Genomic DNA, 14170 nt, shown 5'->3' on the forward strand with positions numbered 1-14170 from the left:
CGGGGCAGGCGCCGCCGTTCGGGACGGCCTGCCTCAACTCACCTCCACGTGATCGAAGAGCTCAAGCATCTCTGTGAGCACCCGCACACAGGCGGTCAGGTCGGCGTCGGTCAGCTCGCCGCCGACCTGCCGGAGCAGGGCGTGTTCGCGGGCGGTCGCGGCGGTGATGGCCGCCCGGCCGTCCTCGGTCAGCCGGATCAGTGAGGACCGCTGATGGGCCGGGTTGGGGATGGTCTCGACCAGGTGGCGGGCCGCCGCGTCGTTCACCATGCGCTGCACGAACTGGCGGCTCAGTGCCTGGGCGCGGCCCATCTGCGGCACGGTCATCGGCCCGTGCTCCAGCAGCATGACGAGGACGGCGCGCACGCCGACCGAGAGGCCCTCGATGGGCGCGGCCTGTTCCACCTTGCGCTGCACGCGCCGGTACAACGGGCCCACCAGGTCGAACACTTCGGTCAGCCGGCGCGCGAGGTCGTCGGGAGGGAGGGGAGTGTCGGACGCCGGGTGGGCGTGCGAACGGGGGCGGGGGCGGGAATCAGTCACCCCACCAGGATGACATCTTTGACACCTTGGTTGCCAAGCAGCTCGTGAAGATGGCACCTTGGTTGTCATGACTGATGCTGGAGGCATGTCCTTCCTCGACACGTCCGATGGCCGTCTCGCCTACCGCGAGGCGGGAAACGGGGCGCCGCTGGTGCTGCTGCACGGCGGTTTCCTGGACCACCGCATGTGGGACGACCAGATACCGGCCCTGGCGCCGGACCACCGGGTGATCGCGCCGGACGTCCGCGGGCACGGCGCGTCCGCCAACGCGACCAAGCCGTTCCGTTACACCGATGACCTCGCGGCCCTGCTGCGCCACCTCGAAACCGGTCCCGCCATCCTGGTCGGCGTGTCCATGGGCGGCGCCATCGCCGTCGACACCGCGCTCGAACACCCCGAGCTGGTAAGGGCGTTGGTGGTCAGCGGCGTCGGCACCAGCGAACCGGAATTCCGGGACCCCTGGGTGCGCGAGACGCGGGACGAGGAGGCCCGCGCACTGGCCGCCGGCGACATCGAGGGCTGGGTCGAGGCGTTCACCCGGCTCGGCGCCGGACCGCACCGCACGCTCGACGACATGGACCACGACGTCGTCCGCAGGCTGCGGGAAATGGCCCGGCGGACCATCACCAAGCACACCGCGGACGAACCGGACCACCGGGTGCCGGTGGCCGACACCTGGGACCGCGCGACGAAGATCACGGTCCCGGTGCTGGCCATCAACGGCGCGAGCGACTCGCCGGACCACATCGGCATGGCCGAACGCCTCATCGGCCTGGTCGCCAACGGCCGCGCGACGGCCGTCCCCGGCGCCGGCCACTATCCCAACATGGAAAGCCCGGACCTCTTCAACGACCTCCTCCGGGACTTCCTGCGCGACTTGCCCGACCAGGAGCACTGACCCGAGCCGCTGCCCGGCAGCCCAGGGCGCGCCGCTTCCTGCGGGACGGTGCGCCCCGGCCGGGGCCCCGCTTGCCGGCGCCCTGGCCGCTCCCTACTTCACGGTCTCGCCGTCGAACACGACATCGTCCTCCCACTGCCCGGCAGGCTGCGCCGCGATCCGCGCGTAGTGCTCGGCGATCCGGTCCGGATCGAGCGCCGAACCCGGGGACACCGGGCCGGCGACGGTGACGGCCGCGATGTGGACGCCTCGCGGCCCGAACTCCTCGGCGAGCACGGCACGGGCCGCGCGCAGCCCGGCCTTGCCGATGGACAGGCTGGTCGCCGCGGCGAGGGGCGCCGGCATCCCGGACGTCAGCAGCACCGTGCCGCCGCCGGCGGCCGCCATCCGCGGGGCGAGGTGCGCCACCGCGCTCACCGCGCCGACCACGTTGACCCGCAACGTCGCCGCCAGTTCCGCCGCGGAGAGCTCACCGGGCCGGTCGTAGCGGACCCAGGCGGCGTTGTAGACCAGCACGTCCGGGACGCCGAACCCCTCCACGGCGGCGTCCAGCGCCGAACGCAGCGACACCTCGTCGGCCGCGTCGGCGAGCAGACCGAGGGCCGTGCCGCCGGCCTCCTCGACGGCCGTCACGGCCCCGTCAACGGTGGCCTGGGAGCGGGCCAGTACGGCGACCGACGAGCCCTCGCGGGCGAACCGGCGGGCGACTGCCTGGCCGATACCGGGCCCGGCGCCGATCACGAACGTTACGGACATGCTGGGGGCCATCCTTTCGATGATGCCGAGGGCGGGCCGGGCGACCACCCGGCCCCCGCCGACGCGTTCGAACGAGCAACTCGGCCACCGCACTCCCTATTCCCACCCGGCCGCTCCCGGACAGTCACCGGAGCGCGGGCCTCCTGCCACCGTCCGCCCCCAGGATGACCGCGAACGCGACCGTGGTCTGACGATGCCCGCCAACTCGCCGACTACGTTCGGGCACAGAAGAACAGAAGAGAAGCAGGCGATCTGGGACACGAAAAAGCACGGGAAAGCACGGGGGAGCGGATGGGAATCAACGACCAGTCGGCAGGTGGCGCGATGGTCGGCGGCCTGGCGGACGGGGGCGTCGCGGGCCGGTGGGGCAGGGCGGTGGCGCGCCGCGGTCGCGGCCGGGCGCGGACCGGAGCGGCGTTCGGCGCGGCCGTGCTCGCCGCCGCGGTACTGGGCACGGCCGGGACCCTCGGGGCGGCCGGGACGGCGCACGCCATGTCGGGCGGAACGCAGCTGCCGCAGCCCGGTGCCGCCCCCTGGCTGGCGACGCTGGCCGTCACAGGCGACGGGCCGCTGCTGAACCGCGCCTCCTGCGGCGGGGCCCTCATCGCCCCGGACCGGGTGCTCACCGCGGCCCACTGCCTGGCCGGCCAGGACGCGACCAAGGCGGAGGTGCACATTGGCTCCTCGGTGCTCTCGCGCGATCCCGGCACCGTACGCGGCATCCGCGGCGTCACCCTCCATCCCCAGTACCGGCTCCTGCCGTCACCCGTCGACCCGGGCAGCCCCGAGCTGTCCTCGGCGGCCGGTGACCTCGCGGAGATCCGGCTCAGCGCCCCGGTGCCGGGTGTCCGGCCCCTGCCCATCGCCAGGCACCGGCCCGCACCAGGCACGCCCGTCTCCCTCTTCAGCCACGGCACCACCGCCGCACCGGACCCCGCCCACCCCGACCGGGACATCCGCGGGGACGTGCTGCGCCGCGGCGATCTCACCGTACGCACCCACGCGCAGTGCGCCGCCCAGACACCGGCCGTGGTGGACCAGGCATCGGTCTTCTGCGCCCGCGATGTGCCCACCGGCCGTACCACCATGTGCTTCGGGGACAGCGGCAGCCCGCTGGTCACCTGGGGCCGGCGCGGACCGGAACTGGTCGGCGTGTTCAGCTTCGCCGGCGAGACCGCGGGCAAGGTCTGCGGACAGCCCGCCGACGCCGCGTTCGCCGACGTCCCCGCCCTGATCGGGAGCCTGCGCTGACCGAGAGACTGTCCTGATCGGGAGCCTCCACCGGCCCGACCGGGATGACGTCCCTCGACGTGTCCGCGACGCGCGGCTCGCCAGTGTGCCGCCCCCGTCCGATTCGTTCAAGCGGACGGGGGCGGCAACCTCTACCGTCACCACCCATGAACAGCACCGACACCACCGACAGCGCCGGCACCCCGTCCCGCCACCTCAGCGTCCGCATCGACCGGCCCGTCCAGGAGGTCTACGCCTACGCGTCGAACCCGGCCAACCTGCCTGACTGGGCCCACGGTCTGGGAGAATCCATCACAAAGGTCGGCGATCAATGGGTCGCGGAATCCACCCTCCTGGGCCGCGTCGTGGTCGCCTTCGCGCCACCCAACGACCTGGGGGTGCTCGACCACGACGTCACCCTCCCCTCCGGCGAGACGGTTTACAACCCCGTCCGCGTGATCGCCGACGGCTCGGGCAGCGAGGTGGTCTTCACCCTCCGCCGCCAACCAGGAACCACCGACGCCGACTTCGAGCGCGACGCCACCATGGTCGCCGCCGACCTCAACCAACTCAAGAGGCGGGTGGAATCCGCGTAGCCCGGCACGCCCGCACCCGCGCCCGGAGCCGGTGGTCCGCCCGAGGTACTTGCCCTGGAGCGCACTCCAACTCGTATGCTCACGCTCCCGCTTCCCAACAGGGTGACAGCCAAGGAGAGTTGCATGCGCTATCGCGCTCTGGGCGGTACCGGCATCGAGGTCAGCGCCTACTGCCTCGGCACCATGATGTTCGGTTCCGTCGGCAATCCGGACCACGATGACTGCGTACGGATCATCCACGCCGCGCTCGACGAAGGGATCAACTTCGTCGACACCGCCGATATGTATTCGGCCGGGGAGTCGGAGACGATCGTCGGCAAGGCGCTGAAGGACCGCCGGGACGACGTGGTGCTGGCGACGAAGGTGCACTTCCCGATGGGGGAGGGGCCCAACCGCGGCGGCAACTCGCGGCGCTGGATCATCCGGGAGGTCGAGGACAGCCTGCGGCGGCTCGGCACGGACTGGATCGACCTCTACCAGGTGCACCGGCCCGACCACACCACCGATATCGAGGAGACGCTCTCCGCCCTCACCGACCTGGTGCGCCAGGGCAAGATCAGGGCGTTCGGCTGTTCCACGTTCCCCGCGGACGAGATCGTCGAGGCGTACCACGTGGCCGAACGCCGCGGGCTCCACCGGTTCCGCACCGAGCAGCCGCCCTATTCGCTGCTCGCCCGGGGCGTTGAGAAGCACGTGCTGCCGGTGGCCCAGCGCCTGGGCATGGGCGTACTGACCTGGAGCCCGCTGGCCTCGGGCTTCCTGACCGGCCGCTACCGCAAGGGCCAGGCGATCGACATGAGCAGCGGCCGCCCCACCCTGCACCCGGGCCGCTTCGACCCGTCGGCTCCGCTCACCGCCGCGAAGCTGGAAGCCGTCGAGCAACTCGTCACCGTGGCCGGTGAACTGGGCTGCTCCCTGCCGGAGTTGGCGATCGCCTTCCCGCTCGTCCACCCGGCCGTCACCTCGGTGATCATCGGCCCGCGCACCATGGACCAGCTCCGGAACACCCTCAAGGGCAGCGCGGTGGTGCTGGACGACGCCGCCCTCGACCGGATCGACGCCATCGTCCCGCCCGGCGCCGACGTCTACCCGCCGGACGGTGTCTGGACCCCGCCGGCCCTCACCACACCGGCCCTCCGCCGCCGTCCGTCCGACTCCCGGCCGGCCGCCGGCTGAGACGAGGTGGACCCGGGACCGTCACTAGCGGGCCGGTAACCCGCCGGCGGCCAGGCGCCCGTCAGCGGGCGGTCGCTGTCACCCGTACCGTGGAGCCTGGCCGGGCCGACGGGAGCAGCAGTCTTGCCTGGCGCGCGCCGCCCGCCTCCGTTACGACGACTCGGGCCGGGCCGCCTGCCCCAGTCACCGTTATCCGCGCGCCGTGCGGGAAGGCGGTGCCGGGCAGGGTCAGCAGTGTCCAGGCGTGGCGGGTGGTGCGGTCGGCGGTCAAGGTGAGGGCGTACGTCCTGGTGGCGGGGGCGTAGGACTCGGTGCCGGGGAGGCCGGCCACCGCGGGGGCGTGCGGGGTGAAGGCGGGTTCCTTGCCCGGCGCCGGGTCGCCGTTCGGGTCGTACGCGCAGTAGCCGCCGCCGTTCTTGGCGCGGCAGTCGTACCAGAGGGCCCAGCCCGTGGCGAAGTGGTCCATCGAGGTGACTTGGCGGCGGAACAACTCCGCGTTTCCGGGGGTGGTGGCCTGGGGCGGGCCCCATTCGCCGACCAGTACCGGCAGCCGGTGCGCGGTGGGGTACGGGCCGATGGCGGCCTCATAGCGTTCGATGAAGTGGTTGGACGGGTCCCAGTCGGCGCCGGATTCGACGGCGGTGTCGTAGTAGTGCGGCGCGTAGCCCAGGCGGGCGGCGCCGGGCCGCGGGTCGTGGAAGCCGGGCAGGCGGGTGGGAACGCCCTGCCCGACCAGGACCGTTGGCTCGACCAAGAGCCAGGCATCCGGGTCGGCGGACCGGACGGCCGTGATGAGCCGCCGGTACATGCCTGCCAGCCGGCCGCGTTCCAGGGCGGCGGAGGCGGCGATCTGGTCCTCGGGGTTCGCCGGGTCGCCGGGGATCGGTCCGGAGGGCTCGTTGAACAGGTCGTAGCCGAGCAGGGAGCGGTGTCCGCGCAGCGCCGTGGCGACCTTCCGGTACACGGCGGTCTGGGCGGCGCGCAGGTCGGGATCGTCGTAGAGGTGGGTGAAGGCGGCCTGGACGGCGGGCTGGAAGTAGTCGGCGAACCAGTCATCGGGGTTGGGCTCGAACGGCAGCCCGTCGGTGCGGGTGGCCCAGGCGGGGATGCCGTTGTGTCCGAACGCCGGGCCGAAGACGTCCTGGTGCCAGTCGATCAGGACCAGGACCCGGTGGCGGTCGGCCCACGACAGGACGCGGTCGAGGTAGCGCAGATAGCCGGTGTCGTAGTGACCGCGGCGCGGTTCCACCTTCTCCCATTGGATGTTCAAACGCATCAAGTCGAAGCCGTCATCGGCCATTTCGGCGAGATGCCGCTCGGTGACGGTGTCGGTCTTGCCGAGGTTGAGGCCGCGCAGCCGCAGGACCCGGCCGTGGCGGTCGGTGAAGAGCGTACGGCCGTCGGGCGCGGTGACGGTGCCGGTAGGGACGGGCCAGGCACCGGCCCGCCCGTCCCGGTCGGCCACCCGCGCCGGCGCCTTCGCCCCCGGCGCGGGCCCGGAGGCCGCGGCCGCCGGTACGGCGCACAGCACAGTCGCGGCCAGCGCGAGAGCCGTCACGGCACGGCGGCGGAACGGGCGCGGAGCCGGACGCGCCCGGGAACGCGGGAGCGGGTGCGGACGTCGGTGAACGCGCGGGTCCGGTGGCATAACCGTCCAACCTCCCGTGGGCAGGGGCTCGGCGGCCGGCCGATCCGCCGGCCGGCCGGTTCCACCGCCGGATTCTGCGGTACGCACGCCGCGGAAGGAAGGCGTGTGAACGAGAAGGTCCGGGAACGGGCCCCGGCCCGGCCACCGCCCCGTTCGCCGCACTCAGCAGCCGTACCTGTCCTCCGTCAGCTCGCCCTGGGCCGTGGCCAGCGTCCGGTCGTAGCGGGAGCCCGGCCCGTACAAGCGGTAGCGCTCGCGCGAGACGCCCGTGGCGTGCCGCTGCTCGCGGGGCACGTTCTGGTTGTAGGAGGCGTCGCCGGTGTACGTATCGTCCAGCCGTGACCGGTCGGTCGGCCGGGTGCCCCGCAGGGTGGTGGTGTCCGCGCGGTCGCCCATGGTCATGGTCGTGCGCAGCCGGTTGGCGGAATCGACGGTCGTCGCGCCGTCCATGGTGTAGGTGCGGTGGGCGCGGGTGGTGGTGGGGGCCGGGTGCCTGTCGCTGAGGCCGGCGGCGCCGGGGCCGTGCGCCGTCACCACCGTTTCGTCATCGTTCCAGCGTGCCTGGAGCGCGTCGGTGGTTTCGTCGGCGTTCCAGCGGTGGGTGGAGTGCGCGGTCAGCGTGCGGGTGACGGTCGTGGTGACGCGGCCGTGCGAGGTGTCGAGGTAGCCGGACACGGTGAGCCGGTGCCCGCCGCTCGCCGTCAGCCGGCGCTCGGAACCGGGCTCGTACGCGGTCTTGTTGACGAGGTCGCCTGCCTGGTCCGTGAGGAGCCCGCCGGTGACCTGCCTGGCCTTGGCGTCCTGCCAGACGAGGACGTTGGTGGGGGTGCTCCAGCCTGCCTGGCCCGCGGGCAGACCGGTGACCGATACCGCGATCCGGTGCGGGCGCCCGTCGTTGAGCAGCCCGGCGAAGGGGGTGAGGTCGTATTCCACCGGCCGCACATCGAAGGCCCGCGGCCCGGGGATCACGTACCACAGGAACGGGTTGGACCAGCCGCCGGTCCACACCGTCGGATACGGCGCGGCGATACCGGCGAGTTTGCCGTCCACCGATACCCGCACCTCGCGGTACGGGCCGTCCTTGGCCCGGCAGGAGTACGGCACGCCGTCCGGCACCGTCAGGTACCAGAACTCCTCGCAGCCGCCGCCCGAACCGGTGGCGTACACCTCGGCCACGATGCGCTCACTGTTCCGCGGAGTCGTCAACTGGCCCTCGTACGCGCCGTCTTGGCTGTGCGCGTTCTGCAGGGTGAGGACCTTGTCGGGGACGGCGGCCTCCTTCGCCCTGCCCTGCGCGGTGTAGAAGGTCAGTGTGACCTTGACCTTGATGACGCCGGTGTAGGTGCCGTCGACGGTGTTGCCGATGAGCATCTCGACGGGCTGCTGCTCGTGGAGCGTGGCGGCGTAGCGGGTGACGTCCTTCTCGACTTTCCAGGTGATGCCTTGGGGGGAGGGCTCGGGGGTGGACGTGCGGAGGACCTCCACCCCGCCTATGTGCAGATAGCCCAGCCTGTCGAACTGCCGCCCCGCGACGGCACCTTCGAGCCGGAGTACGACCTTGTTCCAATGCCGGCCGCATGCCTGGGGCGGGCGGTAGGTGCCTGTGTAGGGCGTGTAGTCGCGGAACTCGGTATCGGCGACCGTTACGCGGCAGGAAGGCGTGTCCGGTACGGATACGGGCGGTCCCGCGGTGACGGGATCGTGCCACTGGGTCCCGAACTCGGCGGGCGGCTGCGCGGCCGCGGCTTCCACGGCCGGCACCGCGGCCAGCACCAGCCCGGTGACGGCGGCGCACAGGGTGAGCAGAACTCGTCTCATGGGACAGGAGTGAAGCGCTTCAGCGAGCTGTGCACCAGGGGGCGATCGGTCGGGTGGGGGTGGCTGGGGCCCGCTGCCTACGCGTCCGCCTCCGCCAGCTCCTCGTACAGTCCCGCCAGCGCCGTGTGGTCGTCCTCGGCACCCGTATGGGGAGAGCTGAACCAGCGCGCGAATTCGTCGAGTTCGGACAGCCGCCAGTCGAGGGCGAACAATTCCACCATGGCCGGATCGGGTCGTACGAGGACGTGCTGTACGGGACCGGACCGTACGGGATCGGGTCGTACGGGATCGGCGGCGCCGGCTTCGAGCAGGTCGGCGTAGTCGCGCTCGCGCGGTGCGAGCGCCAGCGACTCCCAGTCGACCAGCCGCAGTCCGCCGGGGGTGATGATCTGGTTGGCGTGGTGCGGTTCGCCGTGGGTCACCACCCACCGGTCGCGGTGCCTGGCGGCGAGTTGCGCCAACTGGTGGTACCGGGCCGTCCAGCGATGGACCGCCCCGCTGCGCGCGGCCATCGCCGTCCTGGCCTCTTCCGCGAGGGGGCCGGACGTCCAGGGCTGGGCGGTGCGGCGGTCCAACTCCTGGGCGAAGGCGGGGCCGACCCGTGGGGACCATTGCCGCAGGCCGTCCGGCGGCGCGGCCGCGTGCAGGGCCGCGAGCGCGGTGGCGACCTGGCGGACGTGGCCGGGCTCGGCGGCCTCCTCCTCCGTGGGCGTCCGCCCCACGACCCACGGCGTCGCACTGAGCGCACCCCCCTGAAAGGGAACGGTGAACCGCCCGGACGGGGTGGGCAGGGGCGGGCACACCGCCTCCAGGCCCGCGGCGGCCAGCGCGGCCGCTCCCGCGTAGGCCGCCTCCAGCGACGCCTCGGTGTGCCGCGGCGCCAACTGGTCCAGGGTCACGAACAGGGCCATTCCGCCCGCGACCGCCCGCCAGTGATGGGCTCCGAATCCCACCGGCAGGTAGGTGATCTCGCTGACTTGGGCGACGCCGGGCAACCAGTGCGCCGCGACCGCGCCGGCGACGTCGTCATCGCTGACGGAGGAGGGACGGGAAAGCATGGCAACCGACCCTAGGGGGTGGAAGCCGTACCGTCACGGCGTTTTCCCGGCGCTGCGTTCCGGTGCTGCGTTCCGGTGCGGTCTCCGGGCGCTGCCTCGCGGCGCTGCCTCCCGGCCGCGCGAGCCCGTCGCGCTCGGGACTCGGTGATGTCGCGCTCAGGACTCGGTGATCCGGAAGACGGGATGGCGAGGGGCCGCGGCGAGGAACTCCTCGTCCGTGGACCCGGCGGTCAGGCCGCCGAAGTACGCCTTCACCTCCCACTCCCACCGGTCCAGGTACGCGCGCAGCAGGTGCGGGGTCTCGGCCGGCGGCAGTTCGACCGCGGTGAAGGGCCGGGTGCGCCGCCCGACGCGCAGCTCACCGCCGCCGGCCGCGCGCATATTGCGCACCCACTCCGATTCGCCGCGCGTCGAGACGAGGTAGTGGGCACCCTCGTACGGCATGGGGTTGACCGGCACCCGCCGCCATTCGCCGCTCTTCCGGCCGCGGACGGCCAAGTCGGCGGAGCCGGCGAGGCTGATACCGCGGCGGGCGAGCCAGCCGATCGCTCCGTTGAGCCGGGCGGCGAATCCGCGCGGCTTCAGGTAGTAGGACATACGGGCCTCGGTTTCTCGGGTCTTGGGGTGTGGGGGGCTTGACGTCTTGGGGGCTTGGGCAGTTGAGACTGGCCGGATCGTCGGCGGGGGAGGGATCTCCCCTCCCGCGATCGACGTTCCGTAACGAGAGCAGTGCTCACGCTTGCGGCCAGTGTGCACGCAGGCGCCGCTCCGAAGCAAGAGCACTGCTCTCGTTTTTGTTCGCTGCTCCGGACGCTGGCACACTGCTCTCATGACAGTGATCCGGGGAGCCAGGGAACGAGCCCGCAGCGAAATCACCGAGGCCATCAAGGCGGAGGCGCGGAAGCAGCTCGCCGCCGAAGGGGCCGCCAAGCTCTCGCTGCGCGCGGTCGCACGGGAACTCGGCATGGCCTCGTCCGCTCTCTACCGCTACTTCCCCAGCCGTGACGAGCTGCTCACGGCCCTGATCGTCGACGCCTACGACGCGGTCGGCCAGGCCGCCGAGCAGGCCCGCGACGCCCGCCCCGCCCCCTCCACCACCGAACAGGCTGTCAGCCGGTGGTGCGCCATCTGCACGGCCGTACGCGACTGGGCCCTGGCCCACCCGCACGAATACGCGCTGATCTACGGTTCACCCGTCCCCGGCTACCACGCACCCCGCACCACCACCGAGCCCGCCGCCCGCGTCGCGCTCACCCTCATCGGCGTCCTCCGCGACGCGTACGCCGCCGGGCTGGTGACGGAGCCCGCGGAACCGTTGCCCGAGAGCGTCGTGGCGGACGCGCTGTCCCTCGGCGCGCAGTTGGGCGTGGAGCTGCCGCCCACCGTAGTGGCCCGCCTGGTCGGTGCCTGGGCCCAGCTCTTCGGTCTGCTCAGCTTCGAGATCTTCGGTCAGTTCAACCGGGTCATCGAGGCCCGCAACGCCTTCTTCGAGCAGGCCGTCCGCCAACTCGCCCAGAGCGTCGGCTTGAACGCCGCGGGCCGCGACGCCCCGGGGGCCTGAGCCCCCAGGGCGGCGACCTGCCCGAAGGCGTCACCACCTTCCGCCCCGGCCTTACGGGGCCGGGTCCGGCGCGTGGGCCTCGGCCTGGATGGTGGCTGTAGTGGCCGCGCCGTCGTTGATGTGCAGCAGGGCGTCGGCCGCGTCGACCGTTGCCTGGTCGAGCGGGAAGTAGCCCTGGTATGGAGCGGTGTCGGTCCGGGTGCGGGCGGGCGGGACGGTGGTGGTCGCGGTGAGGCCCCAGGCGGGGAAGCGGCGTTGCATGGCGGCCTCGTACGTGTCCGGTTCGGGTTCCGGCAGGTCGAGGGCCTGGCTGCGTCCCAGGCTGCCGGCGACGAAGGCGTAGTGCTTGCCCATCAGGGAGGCCAGGATGGAGCCGGCGCCGGACCAGGTGATGTCTGTGTCTCCCATCCGCCATGTGCTGGGGTTGCGCTGGAGGTGGAGGTTGTTGGCGAAGATCAGGGTGGGGCCGCGGTCCGCTTCCGTGCTCCGGATGTCGAGAAGGTTCTCCGCCATGAGGGCGTCCCGGGTGGCGAGCAGGCGGCACACCCGTGCGGTCTGCTCGCCAGGCTGCGCGGCCTGCTTGTGGTAGCGGAGCAGGCCGATGCCGGCGGTGAGGTGCGTCTTGGCCCTGCGCCACTCGGCGCGTGAGGTGGCCGCGATCAGCAGCGGTGCGCGGGCGTGGAGCAGGGTGAGCATGTCATCGGCGAGCACCCGCAGTTTCCCGGCCTCCGCGGTGGCGCCGATCGACATGGCCGGGTCCATGATCGCTTCCGTGCGATGCCAGCGTTCGTCGTCGCCGAGCAGGCCGCGGAGCCCGGCGCCGTCGGGGTCGAGGTCGAGGGCGAAGCTGAGGTCGGGGGTGCGGCGCAGGTAGTCGCGGGCGTACTCGAGACAGCGCCGCGGGCTGGGCGCGGTGGTGTTCTCGGTCGGCGCGTCGAAGCCGTGGAAGGCCAGTCGTTGCTGCGGTGGGCGGTTCCGGTTGTACCGCCGCATCCAGGCGATCAACTGCCTGTTGGGTTCCAGCTCTCCGAAGTTGTGGGTGAAACCCTCGCTCAACACGGTGTCGAGGTCGCCGGTTCCGCCCTGCACGAAGTCGTCGACGAGGAGCGCGGCCACGCGGTCCGTTTCGAGGGCGATGGACCGGAAGCCGAGGCCGGCCAGTTGCGCGAAGAGCGCGTTGCGGAGATGGCCGAACGCCGGTTCCTGATGGGTTGGTTCACCCAGGGCAAAAAGATGGCATGAGGGAGGCAGGAAGCCTCCGATGTCCTGGCTCATGTGCCTCAATCGTATCGTTGAAGCACTCGTTGAAGGTTGCGGAGGCCGGCGCCGCCCAGCGGGCCGCGAAGTCTCAAATCGGCGATCGGGGGCCGGTGGTCGGCGCGACCGCCGGCCGCCCGGCCCGTAACGACACCTGGCGTTCAATTCCGCTGCACACTATGGGGCCATGCGACGAACAACTCCCAAGCGCTGGACCCCTTCCGCCCTCGCTCTGCCGGTGAGTGTCGTGCTGGCCGCGACCATGGCCGCCTCCGCGCCCGCCCGGGCCGCGAACGGACCGCATGCACGCGCCCACGCGAGCGCCCCCACCACCACCGCCTACAGCACCAAAACGCCGTACGAGCCCCGGCAGGACCCGCGGACGTACGAACCCGCGCCCGAGGGTTTCGTACCGGTCTTCACCGAGAACGTCTCCCGGCACGGTTCCCGGTCCGCGACCGACAGCGAGGACGGCGACCTGATCCTGCGACTGTGGGATCGGGCCCGGGAGGACGGTCAACTGACGCGACTCGGGCGGGACTTCGGTCCTGACGTGCGTGCCCTGCTCGCCGCCATGGGGCAGACCGGCTACGGCAAGCTCAGCGGACGCGGCAAGCGTGAACTCCACGGTACGGCCCTGCGGATGGCGCAGCGGCTGCCGCGGTTGTTCGACACCATCGTCAAGGACGGCGAATCCATCGACGTCGTCAGCTCCGGCCAGGGACGCGCCGTGGACAGCGGGACGGTCTTCACCGACGCCCTCGCCCAGGCGGACCCGGCGCTCAAGCCGCACATCGGCCAGGCACGGACCGACAAGGACCTGCTCTACTTCCACAAGTCCGCCGGCGGCGCCGCCTACCGTGACTGGCTCGCCCACGACCAGCGCCTGGCGGACACCCTCAAGAACCTCGACGACCGGCCCGCCACCCGCACCGCCGCCCGGAACATCCTGGCGAGGATCTTCACGCCGGCGTTCGTACAGCGCGTGGCCAAGGGGGAGTTCGGCTCCATCGGCAACGAGGTCACCGCCGCCCGGGCCGTCTACGACCTCTACAGCACCGCCCCGGCGATGCGCGACGAAAGCCCGCGCGGCGGCGGCTGGCACATGGACCGCTACCTCACTCGCCGCGACGCCGACTGGTTCGGCTATCTGAACGACGCGGAGGAGTTCTACAAGAAGGGGCCCAGCTTCGCCGGCAGCGACATCACCTACCGCATGGCCGGCGTCCTCCTCGACGACTTCTTCCGGCAGGCCGAGGCCAAGCGGGACGGCACCAGCACCCTGGGCGCGGAACTGCGTTTCACCCACGCCGAAGAGATCATCCCGCTCGCCGCGCTGATGGGACTGCCCGGCAGCACCGAGGCGGCCGCGCCGGCCACGCCCTACACCTACGCCGGCAATCCCTGGCGCGGCGCGGCCGTGTCCCCGATGGCCACCAACATCCAATGGGACATGTACCGCAAGGGCGACACCTACCTCATCCGCATGCTCTACAACGAGAAGGAAACCCCCTTCAAGGCGGGCTGCCGGCCCATCGCCAAGCACAGCCACTTCTACGACCTGCGCGAACTGGAGCGCTGCTTCGGGCGGGTGGGCGGCTGACCGGGCGGCTGACCGGCCGGGTGGCT

The 14170-nt window shown here is 72.1% G+C and carries 13 protein-coding genes; 6 read left to right on the plus strand and 7 right to left on the minus strand.

Annotated features, from left to right (window positions below; translation table 11 throughout):
- Positions 1-33: 33 nt before the first annotated feature.
- On the minus strand, positions 34-543 hold the full coding sequence (locus ADL22_RS16625) for a MarR family winged helix-turn-helix transcriptional regulator (RefSeq protein ID WP_066979400.1): 510 nt from the start codon (positions 541-543) through the stop codon (positions 34-36).
- 67 nt (positions 544-610) lie between these two features.
- Between ADL22_RS16625 and ADL22_RS16630 the strand changes: the two genes are divergently transcribed.
- A complete protein-coding gene (locus ADL22_RS16630) occupies positions 611-1441 on the plus strand; it encodes an alpha/beta fold hydrolase (RefSeq protein WP_066979402.1) in 831 nt (276 codons plus the stop codon).
- Positions 1442-1534: 93 nt separating this feature from the next.
- On the opposite strand, the gene ADL22_RS16635 is transcribed toward ADL22_RS16630, so the two are convergent.
- The gene (locus ADL22_RS16635; protein WP_066979404.1) at positions 1535-2197 is read right to left on the minus strand and encodes an SDR family NAD(P)-dependent oxidoreductase; all 663 of its coding nucleotides are present in this window, start codon (positions 2195-2197) and stop codon (positions 1535-1537) included.
- 291 nt (positions 2198-2488) lie between these two features.
- Between ADL22_RS16635 and ADL22_RS16640 the strand changes: the two genes are divergently transcribed.
- From ADL22_RS16640 to ADL22_RS16650, 3 genes are all read left to right on the plus strand, one after another.
- Positions 2489-3448 (plus strand): S1 family peptidase, encoded by a 960-nt coding sequence (locus ADL22_RS16640; RefSeq protein ID WP_234430727.1) that lies wholly within the window; start codon positions 2489-2491, stop codon positions 3446-3448.
- Positions 3449-3594: 146 nt separating this feature from the next.
- Positions 3595-4023 (plus strand): SRPBCC family protein, encoded by a 429-nt coding sequence (locus tag ADL22_RS16645; RefSeq protein WP_066979406.1) that lies wholly within the window; start codon positions 3595-3597, stop codon positions 4021-4023.
- A gap of 123 nt (positions 4024-4146) precedes the next feature.
- On the plus strand, positions 4147-5199 hold the full coding sequence (locus ADL22_RS16650; RefSeq protein ID WP_066979408.1) for an aldo/keto reductase: 1053 nt from the start codon (positions 4147-4149) through the stop codon (positions 5197-5199).
- Between the two features lie 61 nt (positions 5200-5260).
- Here the strand turns inward: ADL22_RS16650 and ADL22_RS16655 are convergent, their stop codons facing one another.
- The 4 genes from ADL22_RS16655 to ADL22_RS16670 form a co-directional block, all read right to left on the minus strand.
- Positions 5261-6757, minus strand: a complete 1497-nt coding sequence (locus ADL22_RS16655) for a cellulase family glycosylhydrolase (protein ID WP_066979415.1) — start codon at positions 6755-6757, stop codon at positions 5261-5263.
- A 252-nt stretch (positions 6758-7009) separates the two neighbouring features.
- Positions 7010-8665, minus strand: a complete 1656-nt coding sequence (locus ADL22_RS16660; RefSeq protein WP_066979418.1) for a peptide-N4-asparagine amidase — start codon at positions 8663-8665, stop codon at positions 7010-7012.
- Between the two features lie 77 nt (positions 8666-8742).
- Positions 8743-9723, minus strand: a complete 981-nt coding sequence (locus ADL22_RS16665; RefSeq protein ID WP_066979421.1) for a phosphotransferase family protein — start codon at positions 9721-9723, stop codon at positions 8743-8745.
- A gap of 156 nt (positions 9724-9879) precedes the next feature.
- Positions 9880-10320, minus strand: coding sequence for a nitroreductase family deazaflavin-dependent oxidoreductase (locus ADL22_RS16670; RefSeq protein ID WP_066979424.1), 441 nt, complete (start codon positions 10318-10320; stop codon positions 9880-9882).
- Between the two features lie 232 nt (positions 10321-10552).
- Between ADL22_RS16670 and ADL22_RS16675 the strand changes: the two genes are divergently transcribed.
- Positions 10553-11284, plus strand: a complete 732-nt coding sequence (locus ADL22_RS16675) for a TetR/AcrR family transcriptional regulator (protein ID WP_066979428.1) — start codon at positions 10553-10555, stop codon at positions 11282-11284.
- Positions 11285-11335: 51 nt separating this feature from the next.
- Here ADL22_RS16675 and ADL22_RS16680 read toward each other — a convergent pair whose 3' ends face one another.
- Complete coding sequence (locus tag ADL22_RS16680; protein WP_066979431.1) at positions 11336-12559, minus strand: erythromycin esterase family protein; 1224 nt, start codon at positions 12557-12559, stop codon at positions 11336-11338.
- A gap of 169 nt (positions 12560-12728) precedes the next feature.
- Here ADL22_RS16680 and ADL22_RS16685 point away from each other — a divergent pair, with 169 nt between their 5' ends.
- Complete coding sequence (locus ADL22_RS16685) at positions 12729-14144, plus strand: histidine-type phosphatase (protein WP_066979433.1); 1416 nt, start codon at positions 12729-12731, stop codon at positions 14142-14144.
- Positions 14145-14170: the final 26 nt, after the last annotated feature.

It is taken from the genome of Streptomyces sp. NRRL F-4489 (assembly GCF_001509485.1).
Classification (GTDB): Bacteria; Actinomycetota; Actinomycetes; order Streptomycetales; family Streptomycetaceae; genus Streptomyces.

Excerpts from the sequence above, each read along its gene's own strand:
- ADL22_RS16630 (WP_066979402.1), top strand. The coding sequence starts at position 611 with ATGACTGATGCTGGAGGCATGTCCTTCCTCGACACGTCCGATGGCCGT.
- ADL22_RS16635 (WP_066979404.1), bottom strand. The coding sequence starts at position 2,197 with ATGTCCGTAACGTTCGTGATCGGCGCCGGGCCCGGTATCGGCCAGGCA.
- ADL22_RS16640 (WP_234430727.1), top strand. The coding sequence starts at position 2,489 with ATGGGAATCAACGACCAGTCGGCAGGTGGCGCGATGGTCGGCGGCCTG.
- ADL22_RS16645 (WP_066979406.1), top strand. The coding sequence starts at position 3,595 with ATGAACAGCACCGACACCACCGACAGCGCCGGCACCCCGTCCCGCCAC.
- ADL22_RS16650 (WP_066979408.1), top strand. The coding sequence starts at position 4,147 with ATGCGCTATCGCGCTCTGGGCGGTACCGGCATCGAGGTCAGCGCCTAC.
- ADL22_RS16660 (WP_066979418.1), bottom strand. The coding sequence starts at position 8,665 with ATGAGACGAGTTCTGCTCACCCTGTGCGCCGCCGTCACCGGGCTGGTG.
- ADL22_RS16665 (WP_066979421.1), bottom strand. The coding sequence starts at position 9,723 with ATGCTTTCCCGTCCCTCCTCCGTCAGCGATGACGACGTCGCCGGCGCG.
- ADL22_RS16670 (WP_066979424.1), bottom strand. The coding sequence starts at position 10,320 with ATGTCCTACTACCTGAAGCCGCGCGGATTCGCCGCCCGGCTCAACGGA.
- ADL22_RS16675 (WP_066979428.1), top strand. The coding sequence starts at position 10,553 with ATGACAGTGATCCGGGGAGCCAGGGAACGAGCCCGCAGCGAAATCACC.
- ADL22_RS16680 (WP_066979431.1), bottom strand. The coding sequence starts at position 12,559 with ATGAGCCAGGACATCGGAGGCTTCCTGCCTCCCTCATGCCATCTTTTT.
- ADL22_RS16685 (WP_066979433.1), top strand. The coding sequence starts at position 12,729 with ATGCGACGAACAACTCCCAAGCGCTGGACCCCTTCCGCCCTCGCTCTG.